The sequence below is a fragment of the Micromonospora sp. NPDC049529 genome, from assembly GCF_055586685.1.
Genome location: NZ_JBVJHT010000016.1, coordinates 140,118 through 161,641, shown reverse-complemented (window position 1 = coordinate 161,641; position 21,524 = coordinate 140,118). Strand labels below are relative to the sequence as shown.

At 65.7% G+C, this 21,524-nt stretch carries 21 protein-coding genes and 1 pseudogene; 7 read left to right on the top strand and 15 right to left on the bottom strand.

The window, feature by feature from the left end:
* Window positions 1-191: 191 nt before the first annotated feature.
* The 13 genes from ACZ6QQ_RS26815 to ACZ6QQ_RS26755 form a co-directional block, all read right to left on the bottom strand.
* Window positions 192-1,790 (bottom strand): YfjI family protein, encoded by a 1,599-nt coding sequence (locus ACZ6QQ_RS26815; protein WP_465880004.1) that lies wholly within the window; start codon window positions 1,788-1,790, stop codon window positions 192-194.
* Window positions 1,787-2,461 carry an XF1762 family protein gene (locus ACZ6QQ_RS26810; RefSeq protein WP_465880002.1) on the bottom strand — a complete coding sequence of 225 codons (675 nt, stop codon included), beginning with the start codon at window positions 2,459-2,461 and terminating at the stop codon, window positions 1,787-1,789. Before ACZ6QQ_RS26810 ends, ACZ6QQ_RS26815 begins: the two co-directional genes overlap by 4 nt.
* A complete protein-coding gene (locus ACZ6QQ_RS26805; protein WP_465880053.1) occupies window positions 2,458-3,381 on the bottom strand; it encodes a bifunctional DNA primase/polymerase in 924 nt (307 codons plus the stop codon). Before ACZ6QQ_RS26805 ends, ACZ6QQ_RS26810 begins: the two co-directional genes overlap by 4 nt.
* Before the next feature lie 173 nt (window positions 3,382-3,554).
* The gene (locus ACZ6QQ_RS26800) at window positions 3,555-4,256 is read right to left on the bottom strand and encodes a GGDEF domain-containing protein (RefSeq protein WP_465880000.1); all 702 of its coding nucleotides are present in this window, start codon (window positions 4,254-4,256) and stop codon (window positions 3,555-3,557) included.
* Window positions 4,257-4,496: 240 nt separating this feature from the next.
* Window positions 4,497-6,461 carry a hypothetical protein gene (locus tag ACZ6QQ_RS26795; RefSeq protein WP_465879998.1) on the bottom strand — a complete coding sequence of 655 codons (1,965 nt, stop codon included), beginning with the start codon at window positions 6,459-6,461 and terminating at the stop codon, window positions 4,497-4,499.
* 8 nt (window positions 6,462-6,469) lie between these two features.
* Window positions 6,470-6,823, bottom strand: a complete 354-nt coding sequence (locus tag ACZ6QQ_RS26790; RefSeq protein ID WP_465879996.1) for a hypothetical protein — start codon at window positions 6,821-6,823, stop codon at window positions 6,470-6,472.
* A gap of 21 nt (window positions 6,824-6,844) precedes the next feature.
* Window positions 6,845-7,030 carry a hypothetical protein gene (locus ACZ6QQ_RS26785; protein ID WP_465879995.1) on the bottom strand — a complete coding sequence of 62 codons (186 nt, stop codon included), beginning with the start codon at window positions 7,028-7,030 and terminating at the stop codon, window positions 6,845-6,847.
* A 20-nt stretch (window positions 7,031-7,050) separates the two neighbouring features.
* On the bottom strand, window positions 7,051-7,515 hold the full coding sequence (locus tag ACZ6QQ_RS26780; protein ID WP_465879994.1) for a Pycsar system effector family protein: 465 nt from the start codon (window positions 7,513-7,515) through the stop codon (window positions 7,051-7,053).
* A gap of 79 nt (window positions 7,516-7,594) precedes the next feature.
* Window positions 7,595-7,822 (bottom strand): hypothetical protein, encoded by a 228-nt coding sequence (locus ACZ6QQ_RS26775; RefSeq protein ID WP_465879993.1) that lies wholly within the window; start codon window positions 7,820-7,822, stop codon window positions 7,595-7,597.
* Between the two features lie 25 nt (window positions 7,823-7,847).
* The gene (locus tag ACZ6QQ_RS26770) at window positions 7,848-8,768 is read right to left on the bottom strand and encodes an ABC transporter permease (RefSeq protein WP_465880051.1); all 921 of its coding nucleotides are present in this window, start codon (window positions 8,766-8,768) and stop codon (window positions 7,848-7,850) included.
* 11 nt (window positions 8,769-8,779) lie between these two features.
* Window positions 8,780-9,139, bottom strand: a complete 360-nt coding sequence (locus ACZ6QQ_RS26765; RefSeq protein WP_465879992.1) for a hypothetical protein — start codon at window positions 9,137-9,139, stop codon at window positions 8,780-8,782.
* Entirely contained in the window at window positions 9,136-9,504 is a 369-nt protein-coding gene (locus ACZ6QQ_RS26760) for an RRQRL motif-containing zinc-binding protein (RefSeq protein WP_465879991.1), read from the bottom strand. The genes ACZ6QQ_RS26765 and ACZ6QQ_RS26760 overlap by 4 nt, the downstream gene beginning before the upstream one ends.
* Window positions 9,505-9,514: 10 nt before the next feature.
* Window positions 9,515-9,763, bottom strand: coding sequence for a DUF6284 family protein (locus ACZ6QQ_RS26755; protein WP_465879990.1), 249 nt, complete (start codon window positions 9,761-9,763; stop codon window positions 9,515-9,517).
* A gap of 149 nt (window positions 9,764-9,912) precedes the next feature.
* Here ACZ6QQ_RS26755 and ACZ6QQ_RS26750 point away from each other — a divergent pair, with 149 nt between their 5' ends.
* Both ACZ6QQ_RS26750 and ACZ6QQ_RS26745 read left to right on the top strand, forming a co-directional pair.
* Complete coding sequence (locus tag ACZ6QQ_RS26750; protein WP_465879989.1) at window positions 9,913-10,707, top strand: GntR family transcriptional regulator; 795 nt, start codon at window positions 9,913-9,915, stop codon at window positions 10,705-10,707.
* Complete coding sequence (locus ACZ6QQ_RS26745) at window positions 10,704-11,462, top strand: glycosyltransferase family 2 protein (RefSeq protein WP_465879988.1); 759 nt, start codon at window positions 10,704-10,706, stop codon at window positions 11,460-11,462. The genes ACZ6QQ_RS26750 and ACZ6QQ_RS26745 overlap by 4 nt, the downstream gene beginning before the upstream one ends.
* Window positions 11,463-11,503: 41 nt before the next feature.
* Here ACZ6QQ_RS26745 and ACZ6QQ_RS26740 read toward each other — a convergent pair whose 3' ends face one another.
* Window positions 11,504-12,373 carry a YDG/SRA domain-containing protein gene (locus ACZ6QQ_RS26740; RefSeq protein WP_465879986.1) on the bottom strand — a complete coding sequence of 290 codons (870 nt, stop codon included), beginning with the start codon at window positions 12,371-12,373 and terminating at the stop codon, window positions 11,504-11,506.
* A 235-nt stretch (window positions 12,374-12,608) separates the two neighbouring features.
* Here ACZ6QQ_RS26740 and ACZ6QQ_RS26735 point away from each other — a divergent pair, with 235 nt between their 5' ends.
* The 3 genes from ACZ6QQ_RS26735 to ACZ6QQ_RS26725 all read left to right on the top strand — a co-directional run bounded on the left by ACZ6QQ_RS26735 (window position 12,609) and on the right by ACZ6QQ_RS26725 (window position 15,517).
* The gene (locus tag ACZ6QQ_RS26735; protein WP_465879985.1) at window positions 12,609-12,908 is read left to right on the top strand and encodes a hypothetical protein; all 300 of its coding nucleotides are present in this window, start codon (window positions 12,609-12,611) and stop codon (window positions 12,906-12,908) included.
* Between the two features lie 3 nt (window positions 12,909-12,911).
* Window positions 12,912-14,381 (top strand): hypothetical protein, encoded by a 1,470-nt coding sequence (locus ACZ6QQ_RS26730; RefSeq protein ID WP_465879984.1) that lies wholly within the window; start codon window positions 12,912-12,914, stop codon window positions 14,379-14,381.
* Window positions 14,382-14,506: 125 nt separating this feature from the next.
* A complete protein-coding gene (locus ACZ6QQ_RS26725) occupies window positions 14,507-15,517 on the top strand; it encodes a hypothetical protein (protein ID WP_465879982.1) in 1,011 nt (336 codons plus the stop codon).
* Between the two features lie 767 nt (window positions 15,518-16,284).
* Here ACZ6QQ_RS26725 and ACZ6QQ_RS26720 read toward each other — a convergent pair.
* Window positions 16,285-17,412, bottom strand: a pseudogene (locus ACZ6QQ_RS26720) (IS701 family transposase); the annotation flags it as partial.
* 490 nt (window positions 17,413-17,902) lie between these two features.
* Between ACZ6QQ_RS26720 and ACZ6QQ_RS26715 the strand changes: the two are divergent.
* Window positions 17,903-20,746 carry an AfsR/SARP family transcriptional regulator gene (locus tag ACZ6QQ_RS26715; protein ID WP_465879981.1) on the top strand — a complete coding sequence of 948 codons (2,844 nt, stop codon included), beginning with the start codon at window positions 17,903-17,905 and terminating at the stop codon, window positions 20,744-20,746.
* Window positions 20,747-20,969: 223 nt separating this feature from the next.
* Window positions 20,970-21,413 carry a hypothetical protein gene (locus ACZ6QQ_RS26710; RefSeq protein WP_465879980.1) on the top strand — a complete coding sequence of 148 codons (444 nt, stop codon included), beginning with the start codon at window positions 20,970-20,972 and terminating at the stop codon, window positions 21,411-21,413.
* The last annotated feature ends 111 nt before the right edge of the window (window positions 21,414-21,524 follow it).

Sequence of the window (21,524 nt, the reverse complement as noted above, 5' to 3'; positions counted from 1 at the left end):
GGTGTAGCCGGTCTCTTTGGGGCTATGTAGCCGGACTGATGAGCAGCCCGGAAGCGTTGACGCGTTGACAGCGGTGGTTCCTGGGAGCCTTTGTGCAGGTCGGGTCGGGGTTTTGGGTGTCAACGGGGCCCGTTGACAGGCGTTGACAGCGTTGACACCTGGCTGGCGCTGTCGACGCCTGTCAACGGGTGTCAACGGGCGGTGTTGACAGGTGTGCGGGTACTGTGACCTGTGGAAACGTCGCTCGGGGTGGCAGTTGTCAACGTGTCAACGCTTCCGGGTTGGTCTATCGCGCGGGGGTGTAGTTCGTATCGGCCATCGACGCCGGAGCGGACCCATCCGAGGGCGGTCAGTTCGGTGAGGACGGTGGTGACCTGCTCGGCTCTGGGTAGCTGCCGGGATACCCGGCGGTGGAGTTCTCGGCGGGTGAAGGTGGTCATCTGTTTGGTGGTGAGGACGCCGAGAACATAGCGGGCGGTTTCGATGCTGGCGTCGCTGCTGATGGTGGTAATGGCGGTGCGGTAGTGGGCGGCGAAGAATTCGGCGAGTCGTACAGCGTCGGTCATGCGGTCGGCGTGGATGGGTCGGCGCCAGGCGTCGGTGGGGTGGTGGGCGACGTGGAGCAGGCCGGCGAGTCGGAGGGTCGCGCCGGAGAGCTTGTTGCCCCATTCCCGGAAGTCGTAGAGGGTGCCGCCGGGGCGTAGCTGTGCCTCTACCTCCGTCGCAGCTGCGAGTCGGACGCGGGTGGCTTCGGGGGTGAGGGTGACGACGGCGGGGTCTTCCCATTCGGCGAGGGTGGCGGCCAGGTCGTGTACGTGTTGGCTGTAGGTCGTGGTGATGTGTTCGGCGACGGGTTCGGTTTCGACTAGGCGGTAGCCGGCGAGGGAGCGGGGTAGGGCGAACAGGAATCGGGCGGGTAGGCCGCGGCCGGCGAGATCGGTGTTTCCGCCGAATTTGCGTAGGACGGATGGTTGGGCCATGACGCAGACGGTCAGGGCGGGCTTGTCGACGGAGACGCCTTCGCGGGTTTGGCGTTCGTTGGACATGGGTTGTCCGGCGTGGCCTTTGAGGTAGGGGTCGAGGTTGGGGATGCCGGAGTAGCGGCCGGCGAGGGTATCGAAGATTCCTCCTTCGTCGCTGATGATGGCCATTCGACCGCCGTTGGCGGCCATGAGTCCGATGAGGGCTTCGGGGGTGGCGTCGTCCACGATCAGGCGGGGCAGGGTCGGCACGGTGATGGCTTCGGCGGTGATCGCGGCGGTGACCGCGTCGGCGGCGGCCTGGTCGCGTTTGTCGGGGTCGGTGGCTTTCGCCGCGATGGCTTTGGCCTGCTCGGCTTGCCGGTCGGCGATGTCTCTCAGAGCTGCCGCTTCGGCGATTCTGGGTCGCATCGCGTCGCTGAGGGTGGTCTGTGCGGTGAACAGGGGCAGAGTCATTGCCCGGTGCACCGGGGATTTGCGTTCGCCGGGGCCGGCGATGACGGCGGCGAACACGTTGACCGGCTCGCGCCACCCGCCGATGGGCTCCACCTCCAGGCGGCCTCCAGCGCAGGCGGACAGCACGGCGACGGCGAGGGTGCCGGCCATGGCCGGGTCGGTCTGGGTGAACCGGGCAACCCCGGTGACCATGTCCTCCAGCCAGGTCGGGAACACGTCGACCGGGAATGGTGGCGGCACAGTGGTTGGCCCGTTCAAGGGCACTGGAACATCCCAGAGTGGCCCGGTCGCGTCCGGCCGTTCGGCGTGGTTGGCAGGCGGGCTGACCAGTTGGAGGTGGGGCGCGGTGTTCATGCGGCCTCTCCGTTGCGCGTGTTGGGTCGCGAGTTGGCGCGGGTGCGGTAGGCGGCCTGTCGGCACGCGCGGGAGCAGTAGCGGGGCGGCCTGCCGGTCGCGGCCCGCGGCACGGCGGCGGCGCAGTAGCAGCAGGCAATGAGCGTTGGGGTTTCGTCACGGTTGGGTGGGGCGGTGTGACGTAACTCGGGTGGGTTGTAGCTGGCGGTGGTGACTTCCCACCGCAGGCGGCGAACGCGCAGAGGGTGCTTGTCCTGCCGCGGACGGCCGGTACTGGACCAGCCGCTACGGGGCCGAATCTCCGCGGCTTGTTTCCAGCCCGCTCCGCGAAGACTGGCACCGGTTTCAGCGGCTTGGGTGTAGGTGATGAGCCGGTGGTAGCCGAGTTCGCGGGTGGCGCGCCAGGCGGCGCCGAGTAGGGCTGAGCAGGCGTTCGCGGTGCCATCGGTACAGACGCGGGTGACTTCTAAGCTCTGTCCGTCATCGAGCATCCGAGCCACCGGCCGTCCAACGATCGCCACACCTCGACGCAGGCCGGAGGTGTCCAGCAGCCCGAGGGAGAACTTGTGTCCAATCGGGGCGGGGTTGTGGCGGTGGTGTTGTGCCACGAACGCACGAGCATCGCGCAGTGACACGGGCTCGATCCGCAGCTGCGGGTGCGCGCGACTCATGCCGCTACCTGCCGGGGCCGATTCCGTCCGGCGGCGAGACCGGACCGCATCGTCCGGATGACTTCGAACTGGCCGAGACCAGCAGCCGTCCCCGCCTGTTCCAGCACGCTTGTGGCGTCAGCCTCGGTGAGCGATCCTCCGGCGACGAGTTGCCCGAGAGCGACAGCCGCGATGTAGAGGCTGTGATTCCGCTGCCCTTCCGGCGCATTGGTCACGCGGGCCGTTTCCCGGTCGACCGCGGCCTGCACGTAGGCACCGGTTCGCCCACCGGGCAGCGTCACACTCACGGGCTCCTGCACAGGTAGCGGTGCGGGTGCGAGCAGGTTGGAGAGCCATTCGGGGAGCGGTGCGGGCTCGGTGTCCAAGTCGACCGTGTACGGGTTGCCGTTGACGGTGCTGCCGGTGGCGACGACATAGCCGCCATGTGCGCGGGTGTCGACCAGCCAACCAAGCGTCCCGGCTGTGCTCCGTAGCTGCTGCCCGGTAGCCGGGTGCTGGTAGTAGAGGTGGGTGCCACCGCGGCCGGTGGCGACGGTGTAGGTGGTCTCGATGCGCTGGCCGTGCTGGTGGACCAGAGTGGCGAACACGCTGAGGCCGTTGCCGGACAGGTCGTACTCCGCCGGTGGTACCTGGCCCGGTTTGGGCATGTCCAGGTCGACCACGATGAGCCCAGAAGGGCCGCAAGCAATGCCGATGTTGTACGGGGCGTGGGTCCAGGCCCGGCGGATGCGGTCGGGATCGGTGGTCGCCCGCGGTTCCCACCCAACGTGCTCACCCGTTCGGCGGCATCGCGGGTCGTTACGAGTGCATCGGTCTTCGGGGTGGTCGGGGAATGCGGGTCGCTTGTCGTCGGGGCGGAGCGGGAAGACGTGCCATCCGCGTTCGGCGTGGCCGAGTGCGGCGGTGAGTAGGGCAGACATGGTGTCCTCCGATCGGATCAGCGGAGAGGGGCGGGGAGCTTCCGGGCGCCCGGCCAGCGCTGCCGGGGTATGCAAGGGGCAGCGGTGACCGGGCAGGAACAGCCGCACGCGGTGCGGGAAGTGGCAGTAACGGGCCTCGGTCCCGATCCAGTGCTGACACCGGGGGCGGGCCATCAGGCGGCGAAAGCGCTCGTAGTGATGGCGAGGTGGCTCGTGGGTCGGGCGAGGTCACGCGGCCGGGTGTGGTCGCGGTGGGTCGCCGGAGGTGGGGTGGTGGCGATGGCGGTGGTGGTGCGCTTGGCGCGTGCCTCGTACATCGCTCTGTCAGCCGCGGTGAGCCACGCGCTGATGCCCTGGCCGGGGTCGGCGAGGGTGGCGCCGATCGTTGCGCCGACCGCGAGGCTGTTGCCCTGATAAGTCACCGGGGTGGTGAGCCGGGCGTGGATGTGGGGAAGCCAGCCGGTCAGCCATGCGGGTGCGTCGCCGTAGCGAGGTGCCGGGCCGGTGGTGAGCAGGGCGAATTCGTCTCCACCGAGGCGAGCGGCGATGCCGGCGGGTCCGGCGATGCCACCGAGGCGGCCGGCGATGACGGTGAGGATGTGGTCGCCTGCGTCGTGGGTGTGGTTGTCGTTGATGGCCTTGAAGCCGACCAGGTCGACCAGGGCGACGACGATGGGGCGCCGGGCGGTGTGGGCGGTGGCGATGGACCGGTCGGCAGCGTCGGTCAGCCCGCGCCGGTTGTAAGCACCCGTGAGCAGGTCGTGGGTGGCGCGGTGGTCCGCGTCGGCCAGTTGGTTGCGGAAGGTGTGGCGGGCGGTGAGGTAGCCGGCGACGGCGGCGATTCCGAGGGCGGTCGCGGCGAGTGTGGTTCGCATCAGAGTCCTCCGAAGTCGGTCAAGAGTTTGGTTACGCTGAGTAGTTGATCTTGGGTGTGCGGAGGTGGCTCCCGTTGTCGGGATCTGAATTCAATGGGGGTCTGAATTCAGGTTGGCGCCTGCGCGTGTCTGCGCGTAGAGGGCGACTCAGGCGCGGTGTGCGCCTGAACTGAATTCAATTACGCGGAATGGGCGCGGGCGGCCACCTGCGTACGCTGTGTGACCGCCCGCGCGGGGTGGTTAGGCGGGTACGAGGGCGGGGAGGGCGTAGACGCCGCGTCCGGGGTGGGTGCCCAACTCGCCCTCCGTGACTCGGCGTTGTAGCTCTCCGGTGAGCCATCCGGGGGTGCGGCCGGCGGCGATCCGGAACTCCACGAGCTGCGCGGGGGTGATGGTGGTGTGTCCGGCGTCGGCGAGCCGCCGGAGGTAGGCGGTGAGTTGCTCTCGCGCCTCAGCGGTGCTCAGCTTCCGCCCTGCCGGTTCTGGCGGGGTCAGGTCGAGTACGCCGTCTTCGTCGTCGGGGATGTCTCGTGACGGGTCGATGTCGCTGCCGAGGTCCGGCTCCGGGCTGCCGGGGAGGGTGGGAACGTCGTCGTCGTCAAAGTCGTCAAGGTCCATTTGGTCAAGCTCCCCGGCGGTGGAGGCGACGAACACCCGCGGCGGCGGTACCTCCTCCAGCACCGGCACACCCGCCGACGCGACCGTTCCGGGCGCCGGGCGGGCGGCTGGTGCGGGTCGGCTGGTGACGGCGTTGGTGAGTTGGGTGGGGGTGGCGCGGTAGGTGCGGGCGGGGACCGGCCAGCGGCGTTCGTCCACGCCGGGTAGTTCGGCGTAGAGGTATCCGGGGCGGCTGTTGCCCCACCGTCCGGGGTCGGCCCCGGCTTCGAGGGTGGCCGAGGAAAGGGCATAGGTCTCGTCGCCCTCGCGGAGCCCGAAGCACAGGACGGTGTTGAGTTGCTGACGCACGTCCACGGGCAGGTTTTGGTAGGTGGGGCGTTGCAGGGACACGACCAGGCTGATGCCGGCGGAGCGTGCCTGCTGGGCGACCCGGACGAACGTGGTCGAGTTCGCGAATACTGCGGCGAACTCTTCCACGATCACGACCAGGTACCGCAGACCGCAACCGGGCTTCCACTGGTCGTGCCCGCGCTGGCCGAGCCAGTTCGTCCGGGACTGGATCAGCCCCGGCAGCGACCGAACGAGGGTCTTCGCCTCGGCGGTGTCGGTGATGAGTTTGTCGACGCCGGGGGCGATCGGCCCGGACGACTGGGCGCCCTTCACGGTGTCGATGTAGTACAGGTCGGCGTCGACCCTGGAGGCGACTTCGGCGGCGATGATCTGCCCGCCGGCGGTCTTCCCGGACCCGTTCGTCCCGCAGACCAGTATGTGCTGCGATACCCGCCCGGCCTTCTCGTCGCCGGTGAGGTGCAGGGTGAGGGGTTGGCCGTCTTCGTAGACGCCGAGTTCGATCGGCTCGGCGATCGACCCACCAGGGGAGACCAGGCCGGGCCAGGCGATCGGCGCACGGAGCATGTCCCTGGTCGTCACGCTGATCTCTGCCCGGTCGGCTCGGTCCGGGTCGGGAGTGATCCGGACCCCGTTGGCTGGGACCTGCAATGCCGACGCGATCCTGCCCACCGCACCCTGCGCGTCGGTCAGGGTCTGCTCACCCGGATCCAGTTGCAGTGTGCCGACGACGCGGGGGCCGTCGACGCGGGCGGTGGTGATGCGGGAACCGGCGAGCTTCACCTTTTCCCCGAGGTCACCCCATCCGCTGTTGGTGTCGTCGCCGTTGCCGCGGAGCAGGCGACGGATGTTCCACGCGATGGCCAGGGTGGGTGCGCCGATGAGCCAGAGGTCGATGATGGGGCGGGTGAACACGCCGACGACTTCGGCGGCGGTGAACCACCCGCACGCCGCGGCGGTGGTCAGGGTGGCGTGGAAACGGGTCAGTGGTCCGCGTGCCCGTCCGGCAGCCCATGCCATGCCGGTCAGTCCGGCCCCAGCGAGGGTGAGACCGGCGGTCGCCCACGGGGCTACGGACGGGTCGGTGCCCCACCAGTGGTGTGCCGCAGCTGCCGCCGGGAGGGTTGCCACGCTGATGCCCCACGGCGGCAGGTAGGGCAGCAGGTGGGCGGCACCATAGCGCGAGGTCATTGGGCCGGTCAGGTCGAAGTGGGCCGGAGCCTTGGTGCTGCGTCGCATGGGGGACCTCATTCCGGCTTGAACACGAACGTGGGCTTGCGGGGCTTTCGGCCGCTAGCGGCGTCGATCTCGTCGCCGAAATGCTTCCTGAAGCTCATGTACGCCCGGACGATCGCGGCAGCGGCCTGCTTCTGCGCTTCCGCAGCGTGGTCGATGTGGGAGGCGACGATGCGGGCGCGGACCTTGGAGTCAACGCCGAGCAGGCCCGGTCGGCCGGAGACCTGGCCCAGTGCGGCCTGCAACTCGACCGCGGCCATGCCGATCATCATCGACTCGGTGTGGATCTGCTTACGGACCTCGTTGCACCAGTTCCGGATGGCGATGTTGTCGGGGAACTCCGGGTCAGGAAGACGAGCAGCCATGTCAGGAATGTCCTTCCGAAATCAGGAACGGTGGCGGGTCGAGTACGAACGGCGATGGTGACGGGTCGGCCGGATGACGACGGCGAAGAACGTGATCAGGAACGCGAACGCGGGCAACAGCACCGGGTCGGCGTCGACCCGCACCGCGACGACGAGTACCACCGCGGCGACGATCAGACCCGCGATCAGGGCTTCGACAACTCGCATCAGCGAGGCTCCTTTCCAGCTCAGAGGGCGACGGTGAGAGCAGCGGTGACCGCGGCTGTAGCCAGACCGGCCAGCAACACATCCACAGCGACACGGACCCGCCGGTACTTGGCGAGTGCGGCACGCGACAGCCACACCAGTTCCCGCGCCTTCGCGACGGCGGTGGTGAGGTCGGATTCGGTGGTGACCTCGGTGAGCAGGTCACCCGGCGCCAACGCGGCGTAGCGCACCAGACCGTGCGTGCCGCGCAGGGTCGGGCGAACCGCCAGCGCGAGGCAGGCAAGAGCCACACCGATCAAAGCAAGAGTCAACCAGCCGGTGACTTGCGCCAGGATCGGCAGGTCAGCGCGGCTCAGGACGGCCAGTCCGACCGTCAACGCGGCACCAGCGACCGCGAGTAGCGTCGACGCTTTGCTGTCGACCCGCGTCAGTTCCGCACGGGTGGTGGTCAGAGCGTCGGTGAGTCGGAGGTGTTCTGACATCATCAGAGGTGCTCTCCTTCGGGAGTAGTGACCGGCGGCACGGCACGGTTGTCGAGGCCAGGGGCCGTGCCGCCGGGCGAAATCAGGTGTCGGACGGGAGCTTCCGAACCGCCCGGTCACCATCGGCGAAAACCGCCGCGTCGATCAGCCGGACGCCGAGCATCCGAGCCTCATCCGGGCTCAGTTCCACGCCACCGAGCAAGACCGCGTTCGAGGTGGTGTCCACGTCGATGTCGACCTTCGCGCCGAGAATGTCCGCGTGAAGCCGGCCGGACTCGCCTTGCCTCCAGCGGGTGTAGTTGCGCAGCATCAGAGACGTTCCTTCCTGCTGAGGATCAGTTGGTGTGGGTATCGTCGGCGTGGAGCAGGTGAGCGAGGGCAGCGCCGAGGCCGAACACCACCACCGGCAGGCAGGCGACCAGGGTGGTGATCTGCCATGGTGCGGAGGTGATGCCGGCGGCTTCCATCAGGTGGTAAGCCACCTGGCCGAGCGCGCCGAGCACGAGTGACCCGATCGCGGACCACTTCGCGAACCGCCGGGCGCGGGGCGGGACGTGCGGGGACAGCCAGGCCCGCAACGCGTACGCGGCGTACGCCTCCACTCCGATCGGAAGCGTGATCGCGGTGTTCAGGGAGAACGAGTCCCAGATGCCGGGCAGCGGGTGAACTACACCGAACCCGGTGAGTTCCCCGAGTCCGACCCACCCAGACCAGATAGCGACGAAGGCCGGGGCCGCGAGGAACAGCAGCACCCATGACCGCACCGGCTTCCGCACTGGGGCGGCGGGGGCGCCGATTTCGGAATCCGGGTCTCCGTCCCGCTTAGCCTGCTCCGGTGCCTCCGGAACGGCCGTGCGAGCGGTCGCACCACGCCGCTGGCGGCGCCACCACCGCGCCGAAGCGGGTTCGGCCGTGATGTTGGTGACCGGTGATTCGAGCGGGATGGCCTGCATCAATTCCTTCGCTCCAGCAGCGGTCGTGACGGGCTCCACCGGGGGGATGCTCTGCGTCGAGTCCGGGGTCGTGTCCGGGACCGGGGTGGTGTTCTCGGCGCCGTCGACCGGGTCCGTGGTGGGCATGATGACCGGTGCGGCAGGGTCGTTCCTCAACGCCTCCAGCAACGCCTTCGCCTTATCCGGACCCACCCGAAGCTCACGCTTGATCCGGTTCTGCGACGGCATCGTGTCCAGTCGCGCGGCCAGGTCCCGCGCGGCCGGCAGCAACTCCGCCACCTGCCGCGGATAGGCACTGTTCATCGTCGGAGTCGTCACCGGGCCACCGCCCCGGCAACCTCAGCGCGAAGCCGGGCGATCTCAGCCCGCAACTCTCGCTCAGCCGGCGACGTGACCCCCGTGAACGCCTTCACAGAGATACCGGCGATCCGCCCGTACACGCCGTGGTGGTACACCCCACCCGACAGCTCCTTGGTCGCACCCGGCGTGCCGTAGAGCGCACCGCCGAGCAGATTGATTGCGGCGACCTCCGCCTCTTCCCCACCGAACGGCTGAACCGAGACGGTCACGTACATGTCCGTCAGCGAAGTGTCGCCCAGGGCGGCGACCTTGTCCGCGACGGCCCGCAAAGCAGCGGCGATTTCTGCCCCGGTGCTCGGACGCTGGCTGGTCATGACAGGGAACCTCCAACACAGTCAAGGCACTCCCCGAGGGAGCGCGGGATGTAGTAGGGGCGCACAACGCGGCAGGTAGGACAGGTACGTCGGGCCGTCAACGCCCGGTCGATCGCGGCCCGCTGACCAGGGGTAGCGGTCCGCTTCGGCTTAGCCAGATTCACCCGGTAGAGATAGGCGGTGCGGGTACCGCCGACACCGGACCAGAGAATTTGTGCGGCGACCGGCTGCCCACCGGGCCGTAAGCCACGGGCACGCAACTGACGCACGGTGGCGTAGCCGGCGGGGGCACCTCTCCACCACCAGGTAGGCAGACCCCACCGGGCGCCTTCCGGGTCGTAGAACGCAGCACGAATCCGGCTCATTGTCAGCCACCTACGCCGCACGCCGAACGAGAAACACTGCCGGCGTCGACCCGCTGTAGAGCGCCGCCGCTTCACGCTCCACCCGCCGTACGGCCCGTCGTACCCGGCGCCAGTCCAACTCGGTCGGCAACGGCTCCGCCGACAACACGGTGATTTCGGCGTCCAGCAACGCCACCTCAGCCTCGATCAGCGGCAACTCACGTTCGATCTCAGCCAGCTCCGTGAGGCTTGGTTCGCTGCTGCCCAGGGCATTTGACATGTGCCCCACGGGGCACCCCCTATCACTAGACCTATCGTCCTCTGGTCCTCTAGAGGACTTATGGCCTAGAGAGTAGTGACCAAAGGCACGATGTCAAGACCTCTAGAGGACTTAAGCTCAAGAGGTTCACGACGACTGAGGGCGAGGACATGGCAACCAAGTACGACAGGATCGCTGCTGACCTGCGGCGGAAGGTGAAATCTGGCGTGATGCAGCCGGGCGACCAACTCCAGCCCGAGACGGTCCTCAAGGACGAGTACGGGGTAAGCCTCGTGACGATGCGCCGGGCGCTCGACCTGCTGGCCGCAGAAGGCTTGATCGAGAAGCAGCACGGGCGTGGGACGTTCGTGCGCCACCCACGCCAACGGATCATGCGAGACTCGGACCGTCACCAGTGGGAGAAGAACCGCGTCTTGCTGCCAACGGAGAAGCGATACGGGACCGGCTCGGCAGAGCGCGACACCGGCCTTGAGATGGAGGATCTCGACTTCCGCGCCGAGTACACGCTGTGTGAGGCCGACGAAGACTTGGCCGAAGCGTTTGGCGTACCTGTCGGGACCAAGCTTCTTGAGCGGGTCTACCGCACACGTCCCCGGAGCGAGGATGCGCCCATTGGCCTAGGTCGGTCCTTCGTCCTACACGACGTGGTGGCGGCGAACCCGAAGCTCCTGGACGTGTCCAACGAGCCCTGGCCGGGCGGTACGCAGGCTCAGCTTGCAACGCTTGGGATCGAACTGGCCCGGATCAAAGAAGAGGTGATTGCACGTCCGCCGTCCGCGAACGAAGCTGAAGATCTCGGGATCGACACGGGAGTCTCAGTGTTCGCCGTGAGGAAGATCTCTATCGACACCACCGACCGTGTGGTGGAGGTGGTTGACATGGTTCTGGCTGGCGACCGTACTCAGCTCACCTACACGATCAAGCTTGACAGGTGGTCGGCGTGAGCAACAAGGTTGTCTCCGTCATCACCCCTGTTTACCCGCCCAATGCGTCGTTCTTGGCCGATGCCTACGACTCTCTGAATCAGCAAGAGATGCCCGATGGGTGGGAGTGGGAGTGGGTCGTTCAGGAGGATGGCGAGAGCGGGAACGTTGCTGACCTGCTGCCCAATGATTCCCGCATTAGTTTCGGCACGGGGCGGCGCGGTGGCCCGGCCATGGCTCGCAACATCGCTCTTACTCGTAGTGTCGGTAGCCTCATCAAATCTCTCGATGCTGACGATTTACTCAGGCATGGGACGTTGTTGAGAGACCTCGACGTCCTAACGAACCACGATGAGATTGGGTGGACGACGTCTAGCGCCCTCGATTTGCTGGTCGACGGAACGGTGGTTAGTTGGGAACAGGCTGATCCGCCCGAGGGTGTGATACCGGTAGGGGCACTGTTCGACTACTGGTTAAAGCACGATTACCAGCCGTCAGTAGTGCCAGGGACGATGTGTATCCGACGTGACCTAATCATCGCGCTCGGGGGCTGGATGGCCCTGCCGGCGTCCGAAGATACTGGGCTGCTGATCGCCGCAAGCGTCGTGAAAGCCGGGTACTTTATTGGAGTGCCGGGCTTACTCTACCGGAAATGGCCCTCCCAGAGCACCGCCCAACCAGCTCACAATGCGGGAGCGGAGCGGTTAGTGCGGGCAGCGATAATCGAGGCCCGGGCGCGGGCCATGATGGCATGGCGTACAAATTCGCATAACTAGCCCGGAAGTCAGAGTATGAAGGCTCTGAATGGGACTTCGAGCTATGGCTTGTAGTGCTCTCGGTGGTACGACACCTGTGCCCAGTCGACGCTGTGTCCCGGGACGACGCGAAGCGTGCCGACCTGGTCGCTTGTATCGGTCTGCCATACAATCCCGGCGGAGTCAATGTAGATAGAGCCGGTGTCGAACAGCACGTGGTGGTTGGGGCAGAGGCATAGCACATTGCCGTCCACGTCGGGCCCGCCGTGAGGTTCCCCCAGGCCCCTGATGTGTGCGGCTTCGGCATAGGGGCCGGCCGGTGTTGGAAGCTGGATGTCACATATCTGACAGCGGTACCCGTGGAGTCGCTTAACGCGAACCGCCACCGCGGTACTTCTGACGATGCGCTGGATCACGCTCTGCGCGCGCATGGCTGGCTTGCTTGGGGCATCCTGCGCTAGGGGTGGCGGGGGATCGCTGCTTTCGAGCGTAACTAGCCGGAAGCGCCAAATTCGGAAGCCATCCTTGCCAGTGTCGTGCCAGTGATCGACTACGCGAAACAAACCGTCGTAGCGGTAGCCGGTTGTAGGGGAGTAGGCGGGGGCACCGCCCGAGCCTCGCACGACACGTACCGGGTTCCCGTCGAGCCTGCTGCGGGCCAGTCCGGCATTGCCGCGCGTGAGTTCCTGGTCCGCTATTTGTCGCTTAGTCGAAGGATCGTTGCCGCCCTGTCCGGTGTATACGATTTCGCCGCCATGGTCCACATCGTCCACATAGCCACCGGAAACTACGATGGACTCGGCTCCGTCCGTCCCGCCGCAAATACCGCCCTGGGTGGGCCGATGGAGCTTGGCTGCTGCCAAGTCGGCTCGGCTAGCGAAAGCTGAGCCGGGTGGGAAGCCAGGTATCTCGCCGTAGGTTCGCGAAGCCATGGCCGCACTCTAGGGCAACGGACCGACATGGAGGGGGAAGGACAGCTTTGAAGCGCGTGCTTGCGTAGCTACACTGCGTCGTGGTGCCACGAGTTCAGAGTGGAGTATGCGTATGCCGTTCGTCGGTGCCAAGAGGCAACGCGTCCCGTACCAAATGGTATCGGCAACGATGTAAAGTGCCGCGCGTTCAGTTTCGTGCAATGCCCTTTGGGCAATTAATCTTAGGGAGTGTGAATTGTCTCAGGTCATGGTGATTGAAGGCCCAATTTTGGACCTTCAGGATTTCCGCCAGGAGATTGTCAATGAATTGGAGGCTGCCGGGTTTGTTGTCGGTGCGATATCTGAGACGCGGCCTGGTCTGTTCGACAACGGCGAACTCGGCGCTTCGCCTATGGCGGAATTCTTCATTCAAGTTGCTGCGGGAGTCTCGGTGACTGCGACTGCGGCAGCCGTCAAGGTCGTTTATGAACGGATTAAGGGGTGGAAGCGACTCAAGGTTCAGAAAGAGCAGCATGACGACGCCGATGCACAGTGAATCATGGATCTTAACAACAATGGCATTCTGGGGGGCTGCCATGGCCAGGGTCGTATGGATCTCTCGACCTACTTACTCTTCATTCCAGGAAGTGATACTTACCAGTATCACATGACCTACACCCATGAAAATAGCCACTGGGTGCGGTTCCATGGTTCAACAGTGGGAATTTGCCTAACGCTCATGAAATATGCGTCAGAGCGTTTGGTTATCGACCACCTGCCCGGGCTTGCTCGAAGTGAAGCCGCCGATATCATTTCGGCTAGGCGGTCTGGAAAAACAATTTTTGACCTGGAGAGAATGCATCCCTCGGCTTCGGATTCTTTTCAGCTTGTTCGGCAGTTCTGGCTGGATTTGCGGGTTGGTCACAGGATGCTGCTTGACTCGGAGGGCATTGAGAGATTGGAGTGGCCCACAACTGAGGCTGTCGGCTCGGCGTTCACTGATGTTACTTTCTGGGGTCATAAATTATTCGACGGCACGGAATCTGTGACGCGAATTGAATTGAAGAATCCAAGACAAATGATCTACGTGCAGGGCAGTGGCGAGAGGCTGACTACCCGACTGCTATTCGAGTGTGCGGCAACTATAGATCAATTCCTTGCCTGGGGACTTGATCGGTTTGGCGGGACTTCAGCGTCTCCAATGGGTGGGTATCTGCGCGGGGAGGCTGTCGCGGCACTGAAGACGAGTTATGGCGCACCGCTACGTATGTATGAGGCGATCACTGGGTTTGGGCATAGGGACTTCGTGGGGTCCCTGCTTACCGTGGCGGCGCTTTGTGACTTCGCGCTTAATCCCGCAGTACCCCCGTTCGTTAGTCCAAGCCACTTGGGTCGACTTTCCTGGTCGGATATCTATCCGCCATTTCGGTTTGCGCGCGCCTGCCTTGCTGTAAAAGAGCTTGGTCCCATTGACTCCTTGTTGTCTGATGTCGAGTACGCTTCGTACATTGAGCGACTAAGTCAATTGACGGGGTTACCTAACCCGATCGACTACCAAGGTGTCTTTTTCGGGAATACTCCATACTTTAGTCCGGCGGAGCAGTTCAAGTTCAGCGGCAACTCCCTTGGTCTGCTGGAGAATGACTACGTTACCTATCTTGGATGGGCCCAGCGAAAGTTGTGGAACCTGCGCCTTGCTCATCCAACGCTAATTGCTTTCTATGGGACGAACAACATGTCTCAGGTTGATAAGGCGGCGCAGTATCTGATCGGCGAAGAGGGGGATGGGTGGTTTCGTGCACCATTCCAGTGGACCGACCGCGGGACGTTTGCGTACTCCCCCTTGCTTGGGTCCGCTACGGCGATCAGATACGCGGTGTCGGCCGCTTACTACATGGCCCTTCATGACCTTGTCTCTAGTGCGAATGCGATTCGTAAAGACTATTTGCCGCCTGACACTCATGGTTTGGATTTTTGGGACAAGATGCGGACCAGTATTGAATCTGCCTTCGGGAGGCAAATTTGGTAGGGGTGAAACAAACTGCGACCGAGGCGGAGTTGGGCCAATAGCTGCAAGTTGTGTTGAGCGGGGGGGCATGTATGGGTTGGCGGACAGTCCAGTTTGAAACAGCGGCTCCGCCGAGTCGCACAGTATTGTCATGGATCCGCGAGTTCACTGCCTACGCAAGGTGGTGCGAGGCTGCCACCTCGGTCGAGCGCCGGGCTGAGGACGGCAGATTCTTCTGCGACATCACCATTGATGGCAATAGCGGCTTTCTGACTGCATTGACGGATGATCTCGCCAAGATTGCCATCCAAATCGTGATGGATATCGCACCTCGGGACTCGGATTTGATGGCGATTGCTGTCGATGCGGGCAATCAGCTTCGCGATCAGAAAATTGTAAGTGAGCCCGGCGAGATCGTCTTCCTTCCGACCCGAGCATCACGTGAGGGGTCTCAGCGGATAAGAGGCGAAGCCTCGATGGAGGCCCTACTGACGGAACTCTCGGTGCATGAGCGTCGGCTATTGACAGATTTGAAGGACTTTAATAAGGCCACCGGACCGAAAGCGTGGAACAAGCGTCAACAAGTTCAGTTTGTGGCGCGAATTGACGCGCTCGCGATAATAAATTGCGCACGAAGAATGGAGAGAATTGCTCGGGATCTACAGAGGCGACTAGGTAATAATCCCCATATGATGGCGGCTCTGCAAACATTTCGGCAAAACACCTCTCACGTAACAGATCTACGCAATATCTCAGAGCACTTAGATGAGTACGTCGTCGGTGCCGGTAGGATTAATAGTTCGGCGCGGATTGAGCCTGGAGAAGTGTTCAAGATTGTAATCGAGCGGGAAGATGTTGTTCTCACGGCGCGCTCGCGTAGTGCCAGAATCCTAGGTGTCGCGGCGGCAGTTAGAGATCTGTGTCGGTGTGTCCACCACACAACGGAAGCTCGCTTTATGGAAATAACTTGGGCTGATGGAGTCGATTTCGACTATGCGGTTATTGAAGAGGACGGTACGTCGCGAATCCTTCGGGAAGAAGAATTTCCACCCCATGTCCTTGAAGTGAAGAGCGCCATGGCCCGGACTCGCCAGAACGGCATACCGTTCTCTCAGCAAGTCCGCGGAAACTGCCCGGATTGTGGCTCCCCGCTGTAGATGTACGGACGAGGCCAGATGGGCGAGTTGCTAAGCCAGTCTGGCAAAAAAGTTCCTGAAGCGTGTCCAACTCTGGGGACCACATAGGGACCGCACGTAGTACCCGATGGTGAACAAAGCGCTGTTAGGTGCACGGCTTGATCGTGGGTATAGCGTGCCTGACGTGCGGGAACGTGTAGCGAAAGGTCCTGGGGGTCAAGGGGTCGTCGGTTCGAATCCGGCCGTCCCGACAGTATTTCAGCAGGTCAGAGCCGGTTTCCTGGATTCCAGGGGACCGGCTCTTGAGCGTTTGACCGTCGTTTGACCGTGGAAACGTACGTGTCGCCTCGTCCTGGGCGGTGTCGCATCGTGTCGTGTCTCACCTCGTTGTCCGCAGCCGGCTGGTCTTGTCTTCGGCGGGTGTTCAACGCCTGGACCGGCCGGCCGAGCCACTTGGGCAGCGGCAACATCGGCTCGATGATGGTCCACTGCGCGTCGGTCAGGTCTGATGGGTAACGAGGGGTGCGTTCCAGCCTGATCACCGACTCAGCCCCGCCGTCCCGACGGACACACCGTCCGACAGCGATCTCACACACCCTCTTAGTACTCCAGCCGTACCTGTTGGATTTGGAGTCTTCGCTGGTAGTGGCTCACTTTGGCCCGGTATTGGTGGCGGCGACGCCATCGTGACCATCGATGGATGTGGTCGAGTGGTCGGGTCCGGGTGATCAGGTGTGCCAGGAGTCGGCGGACCTCGTCGAGGGTGAGTGGGATAAGGCCGTCCCGCATGGCTTCGGAGCCCCCTTTTCGGCGCGGGCGGTGGTGACGGCGAGGTAGGCGTGCGCCACCATAACCAACGTTATGTGCCGGTACCAGGCGTCGTAACGACGGACCTGGTGGTGGTCGAGTCCGACTTCGTTCTTCGCGGTCTGGAAGCATTCCTCGATCGCCCATCGGGTTCCCGCGACCGGATCAGTTCCTCGTCCCCGGTGCCGGCCGGGCCGTGGCACAGGTAGTACGCCAGGTCGTCTGGTCTGGTGATGCTGCGGCGGATCAGTAGCCATCGGGTGAACCCGTGATCGGCGGTGCCGGTGTCGGGCAGGGACGCGACCGCCCAGTCGTACAGGCGTGGGCCTTTGACGCCGTCGCCGCAGCTGCGTCGCTTCCACGTCAGGGCCAGGGCCTGGGCGGCGAGGAAGTCCGCGCGGGCACTGCCCGTGTCGGTGGGAACCCTCTGGCTGCGCGGCACGGCCAGGACGTAACCGACCCTGCGTTCCTGCAGCCAGCGGCGGAACTTCGAGTCCTGCCCGTACGCCTCGTCGGCGGTCACCCACCGGGCGGGCATGCCCGCGTCGAGGGCGCGGCCGATCATCCGCAGCCCGAGGGCGGGTTTCGTGGCGAACCCGACCGACGTGCCGATCGCTGCCTCTTCGCGGCGGGCCTCGTCGTCGCACCAGCCGCGTGGCAGGTACAGCTCTCGGCCGACCAGCGTGCGGCCATGGGTGGTGGCGTAGGCCAGGAACACCCCGAGCTGGCAGTTCTCGGTCCGTCCGGCGGTGCCCGAGTACTGGCGTTGCACCCCGGCCGACTTCACACCCTTCTTCAGAAACCCCGTCTCATCGATGATCAGCACACCGTCCGAGGCACCCAACCGGTCGCTGACATAGCCACGCAGGTCGTCGCGGACTGCGTCCGCATCCCACTCGGCCTTGTTCAGCAACCGTTGCATCCGGTCCGGGGTCTTGTCCCCAGCGGCCTCCGCGAGGGTCCAGCCGTTCTTGTCCGCCAGGGGGCGACAGCAGTCCGAGCAGGTAATTGCGGGCCTGCCGCCGAGGCTCAGCCCGCCCGAACCGGTGCGCGAACCGTCCCACCAGGTCATCCAGACCCGACGGCCAACCGGCTTTCTCGTCGCTCAACACAAGCAGAGAAGATGACTGATCACCGAACAGAGGCAGCAGACACGCCGTGCGACAGCACCCAACCTCCCCGCCGGGAACATTGACGCTCATCTGGTAGCTTCATCTTCGCCCGCTGAGCTAGAACCGGTACTGAGCTGCGAGATCGCTCAATTCACCAAACGCGGCTGGAGTACTAGTGGGCTGTCAGTCGGCGACCGTGCAGGTGTCGGAATCGCCGGACGACTTTACCGGGGCCCTGGGGTAGGCCCCGATCTGAATGTAGAGGCCACGGCCGGTCGTTGCCGCGCTGATGGCGGGTTCGGTGGACCTGCCTTACGTCTTGGCACCGTCCCCTCGGCGGGAGTCTGATCACGACACGTCCGGGCGTTGGTCGCGAAGCTGCGGGAGCAGGCATGGGCATCAACGGCCATCTATTCTTATTGGAGTGGCCCGGGATGGTGGAAAGCTTCATCACGCGGCGGGGCCGTTCGTGTAATGGAGGGCGCGGGTGACGGGAGAGCTGGATGTCCGCGTACTCGGACCGCTGCGGGCCGAGCGGGCCGACTGCCCGATCCGGCTCAGTCCACGGCAGACCGTGCTGATGTCGATCCTGCTGATCGAGCAGGGCCGCGCGGTGTCGGCGGACCGGTTGGTGGATCGGCTCTGGGGCCCGTCCGCCCCTGCTGGGGCCCCGGCGACGCTGCGCAGCCACATCTCGAACCTCCGTCGCGCGCTGGCACCGCCGGACGAAAGCGGCAGCTCGGTGCTGGTTACCACAGGTACCGGCGGCGGAGCCGGTTATCAGCTTCGGATGCCGCCGGAGTGCGTCGACGCACATCGCTTCGAGGACAGTTACCGGACCGCCCGCGAGTTGGTCCTCGCTGGCGAGGCGGCAGCTGCCGTTGCGACGATCGATACGGCCCTGGCTCTGTGGCAAGGCCCCGCCTACGCCGACGTGTCCGACCGGCCGTTCGCGCTCGCCGAGGTGGCCCGGCTCGACGGATTGCGGCGGGCCGCCCGCCGCACCTATGCGGAGGCGCTCACCGCGCTGGGCCGGCATGCGGAGGTGATCGGCGAGTTGACTAGCGCGATCACGGCGGACCCGTACGACGAGGCCGTACGCCGGCTGCTCGCAACGGCGCTCTACCGGGAGCAGCGGGTCAACGAGGCAGCCACGGTCTGCCGGGACGGCATCGGCCTGCTCCGGCAGCGTGGACTCGACTCACCTGCCCTACAGGACCTGCACCGGACGATTCTGCGTCGGGCGCTGCCGGTCAGCACCGAACAGCCCGGCGGGCGGCCCTCGGCACCCAGCGGGGACACGGACCCGCCACCCCCGCCACCACCGGTCAGGGTGCCGGCCCAACTGCCGCTCGGGGTACGCGGCTTCAGCGGGCGTGGCGAGGAACTCGCTCAACTGGACGCCGCACTGTCGGCGGCCGGCACTCCGCCCCAGGCGGTCACCGTCTGCGTCCTGTCCGGCACCGCCGGGATCGGCAAGACGAGCCTCGCCGTGCATTGGGCCCGCCGGGTCGCCGACCGGTTCCCCGACGGGCAGCTCTACCTGAATCTGCGGGGCTTCGACGCCGAGGCGAAGCTAGATCCCGCCGACGCCCTCCGGGGAATCCTGCACGCCCTCGCCGTGCCGCCGGACCGGATACCGGCCGACCTGGCGGGTCAGTCCGCCCTGTATCGCAGTGCGCTCGCTGGACGGCGGGTGCTGGTTCTGCTGGACAACGCCCGCGACACAGAGCAGGTCCGGCCACTGCTGCCGGGCGCGGCGGGGTGCCTGGTGCTGGTGACCAGCCGCAACCGGCTGTCGGGCCTGATCACCGCCGAGGGCGCGCACGCGCTGCCACTCGGCCTGTTGGCCGACCGGGACGCCCGCGAGCTGCTCGCCGGTCGCCTCGGAGCAAGCCGGGTGGCCGCCGAGCCGGACGCCGTGGACGACATCGTCCGGCGATGCGTCGGGCTGCCGATGGCGCTCGCCCTGGTGGCCGCCCGCGCGGCGGCCCACCCCCAGGTAGCCCTAGCGGCCGTCACCGACGAGCTGCGTAGCGCCGACGGCCCACTCGACGCCTTCGCCTGCGACGAAGGACACGACCTACGCGCCCTGTTCTCCTGGTCGTACGCCTCGATCGGCCGCAGGGCCGGACGGCTGTTCCGGCTACTCGGGCTCCACCTGGGCCCTGACTTCGCGGCGCCGGCGGCAGCCAGCCTGCTCGGCGTACCGGTACGGGAGGTACGACCGCTGTTGGCCGAACTGTCCCGGGCGCACCTGGTGTTCGAGCACGTCCCGGGCCGATACACCTGCCACGACCTGCTTCGCGCGTACGCCGTCGAACTTCTCGGGTCGGAAACCGACGACGACCGAGCTGCCTCGCTGCACCGGTTATTCGACCACTACCTGCACACCGCGTACGCCGCCGCGCGGCTGTTACGACCGCTGCAGGAACCGATCGCGCTCCCGCCAGCCGAGCCGGGTGCCGTCCGGGAGCAGGCCGTCAACGAGGAACGGGCCCTGTTGTGGTTCCGCGCCGAACACGCCGGGCTGATCGCGATGGTGGAGTTGGCCGCCAGTACGGGAGCCCACGCCCACGCTTGGCAATTGGCCTGGACCCTTACCGAGTTCTTCGACCGGCAGGGGCACTGGCACGACTGGGCCCGCGTACAGCGCGTCGCGCTCCGGGCCGCGAGCCAGCTGCCCGATCCGATTGCCCAGGCGCACACCCACCGTGACCTCGGCCGCGCCTACGCCCAACTGCGTCGTACCGCCGACGCCGAGACGCAGCTCCGGACCGCGCTGGATCGTTACGAGCAGGCCGGTGACCTGCGGCAGCAGGCGTACACCTGTCACAGCCTCGGGGCGGTGCTCGAACTGCAGGGCCGTTACCAGGCGGCGCTGGACGTCGCCCAGCGGGGGCTGGAACTAATCGAGGTGGTCGGCGATCCGAGCGCGGCGGCGATGGCGATCGCCGCGATCGGCTGGTACCGCGACCACCTCGGGCAGCATCGCGAGGCGGTTGACGACTGCGAGCGGGCCCTGGCGATCCAGCGGCGCATCGGGGACCGGCGGGGCCAGGCCAGCACCTGGGGAAGCCTCGGCGCAGCCCACCAGCACCTCGGGCGGCAGCAGCAGGCCGTGCGGTGCTACCGACACGCAATCGAGCTTTACCAGAGCCTCGGCGACCGCTACTACCAGGCCCGGATCTGGATCGCACTCGGCGAACTCCATCAGCGCGCGGACAACCGCGAGGCGGCCCGCGACGCCTGGAAGCACGCCCTGGAGATCCTCGACGCGCTGGACCACCCGGCGGCGGAACAGATCCGCGACCGGCTCCGGCACACCTGATCGCCGGGCCCGCCCGCGTCGACCTCAACCCGGCCTGCACGCATCCTCAACGGAACGTGCACGGTGGCGGAATAGGTTGGTCTACGTCAATAGATCGAAGCGCGGCGAATTGCCTCGGAAGGCCTTCAAAGAAAGGCGTGAATCAATGGGAGTTCGAGCAGGTATTCCGGCGGGGAGGCCACGCAGGCGGCCCGATCGGCCGATCCAGTGCACGGGACGGGTGGTGCTCGCGATCGTCGCGGGCTTCGCCCTGGTATTGGGCCTCGGCGTGCCGGCGCAGGCGCACAGCACCGACGACTGGTACGTCGTCAGCGGCTGGTCGAACTATCCGAGCAGCCGGATAGCCTATCCCGTTTATCCGGGTCATGTGGACTCGCAGGTGGTCATCTCCTGGAACAACAGCGGCAGCGTCGAGGTCCGCGGGTACGCACGGGACATTGCCCGCGACGGTTGGTGCGCAATCACACGGATCCGCTACGAGATCAACAGCGGTGGTGGATGGGCCGGCCATTGGCACGAGCGTGTGAACACCGTCGACTGCACCGACGGCAACGGCGGCGTCTACGACAATATTCAACGATCACGGTATCCCACCCGGAACCTACAGGCGCAAGCCTGTATCGGCTACTCAAACGGCGACTGGTACGCCTGCGACGACTGGGCGTAAGGATCGTAGCTTCGGCGGCGGGGGGGGGGGGGGGGGGGGGGGGGGGGGGGGGGGGGGGGGGGGGGGGGGGGGGGGGGGGGGAGGGGCGACAACGAAAACCAGGAGACCTGC

Coding starts and splice junctions, on each gene's coding strand:
- ACZ6QQ_RS26810 (WP_465880002.1), bottom strand. CDS start 2,461: ATGAGTCGCGCGCACCCGCAGCTGCGGATCGAGCCCGTGTCACTGCGC.
- ACZ6QQ_RS26755 (WP_465879990.1), bottom strand. CDS start 9,763: ATGTCAAATGCCCTGGGCAGCAGCGAACCAAGCCTCACGGAGCTGGCT.
- ACZ6QQ_RS26795 (WP_465879998.1), bottom strand. CDS start 6,461: ATGCGACGCAGCACCAAGGCTCCGGCCCACTTCGACCTGACCGGCCCA.
- ACZ6QQ_RS26730 (WP_465879984.1), top strand. CDS start 12,912: ATGGATCTTAACAACAATGGCATTCTGGGGGGCTGCCATGGCCAGGGT.
- ACZ6QQ_RS26750 (WP_465879989.1), top strand. CDS start 9,913: ATGGCAACCAAGTACGACAGGATCGCTGCTGACCTGCGGCGGAAGGTG.
- ACZ6QQ_RS26790 (WP_465879996.1), bottom strand. CDS start 6,823: ATGGCTGCTCGTCTTCCTGACCCGGAGTTCCCCGACAACATCGCCATC.
- ACZ6QQ_RS26800 (WP_465880000.1), bottom strand. CDS start 4,256: ATGCGAACCACACTCGCCGCGACCGCCCTCGGAATCGCCGCCGTCGCC.
- ACZ6QQ_RS26760 (WP_465879991.1), bottom strand. CDS start 9,504: ATGAGCCGGATTCGTGCTGCGTTCTACGACCCGGAAGGCGCCCGGTGG.
- ACZ6QQ_RS26775 (WP_465879993.1), bottom strand. CDS start 7,822: ATGCTGCGCAACTACACCCGCTGGAGGCAAGGCGAGTCCGGCCGGCTT.
- ACZ6QQ_RS26815 (WP_465880004.1), bottom strand. CDS start 1,790: ATGAACACCGCGCCCCACCTCCAACTGGTCAGCCCGCCTGCCAACCAC.
- ACZ6QQ_RS26805 (WP_465880053.1), bottom strand. CDS start 3,381: ATGTCTGCCCTACTCACCGCCGCACTCGGCCACGCCGAACGCGGATGG.
- ACZ6QQ_RS26765 (WP_465879992.1), bottom strand. CDS start 9,139: ATGACCAGCCAGCGTCCGAGCACCGGGGCAGAAATCGCCGCTGCTTTG.
- ACZ6QQ_RS26780 (WP_465879994.1), bottom strand. CDS start 7,515: ATGATGTCAGAACACCTCCGACTCACCGACGCTCTGACCACCACCCGT.
- ACZ6QQ_RS26785 (WP_465879995.1), bottom strand. CDS start 7,030: ATGCGAGTTGTCGAAGCCCTGATCGCGGGTCTGATCGTCGCCGCGGTG.
- ACZ6QQ_RS26770 (WP_465880051.1), bottom strand. CDS start 8,768: ATGAACAGTGCCTATCCGCGGCAGGTGGCGGAGTTGCTGCCGGCCGCG.
- ACZ6QQ_RS26740 (WP_465879986.1), bottom strand. CDS start 12,373: ATGGCTTCGCGAACCTACGGCGAGATACCTGGCTTCCCACCCGGCTCA.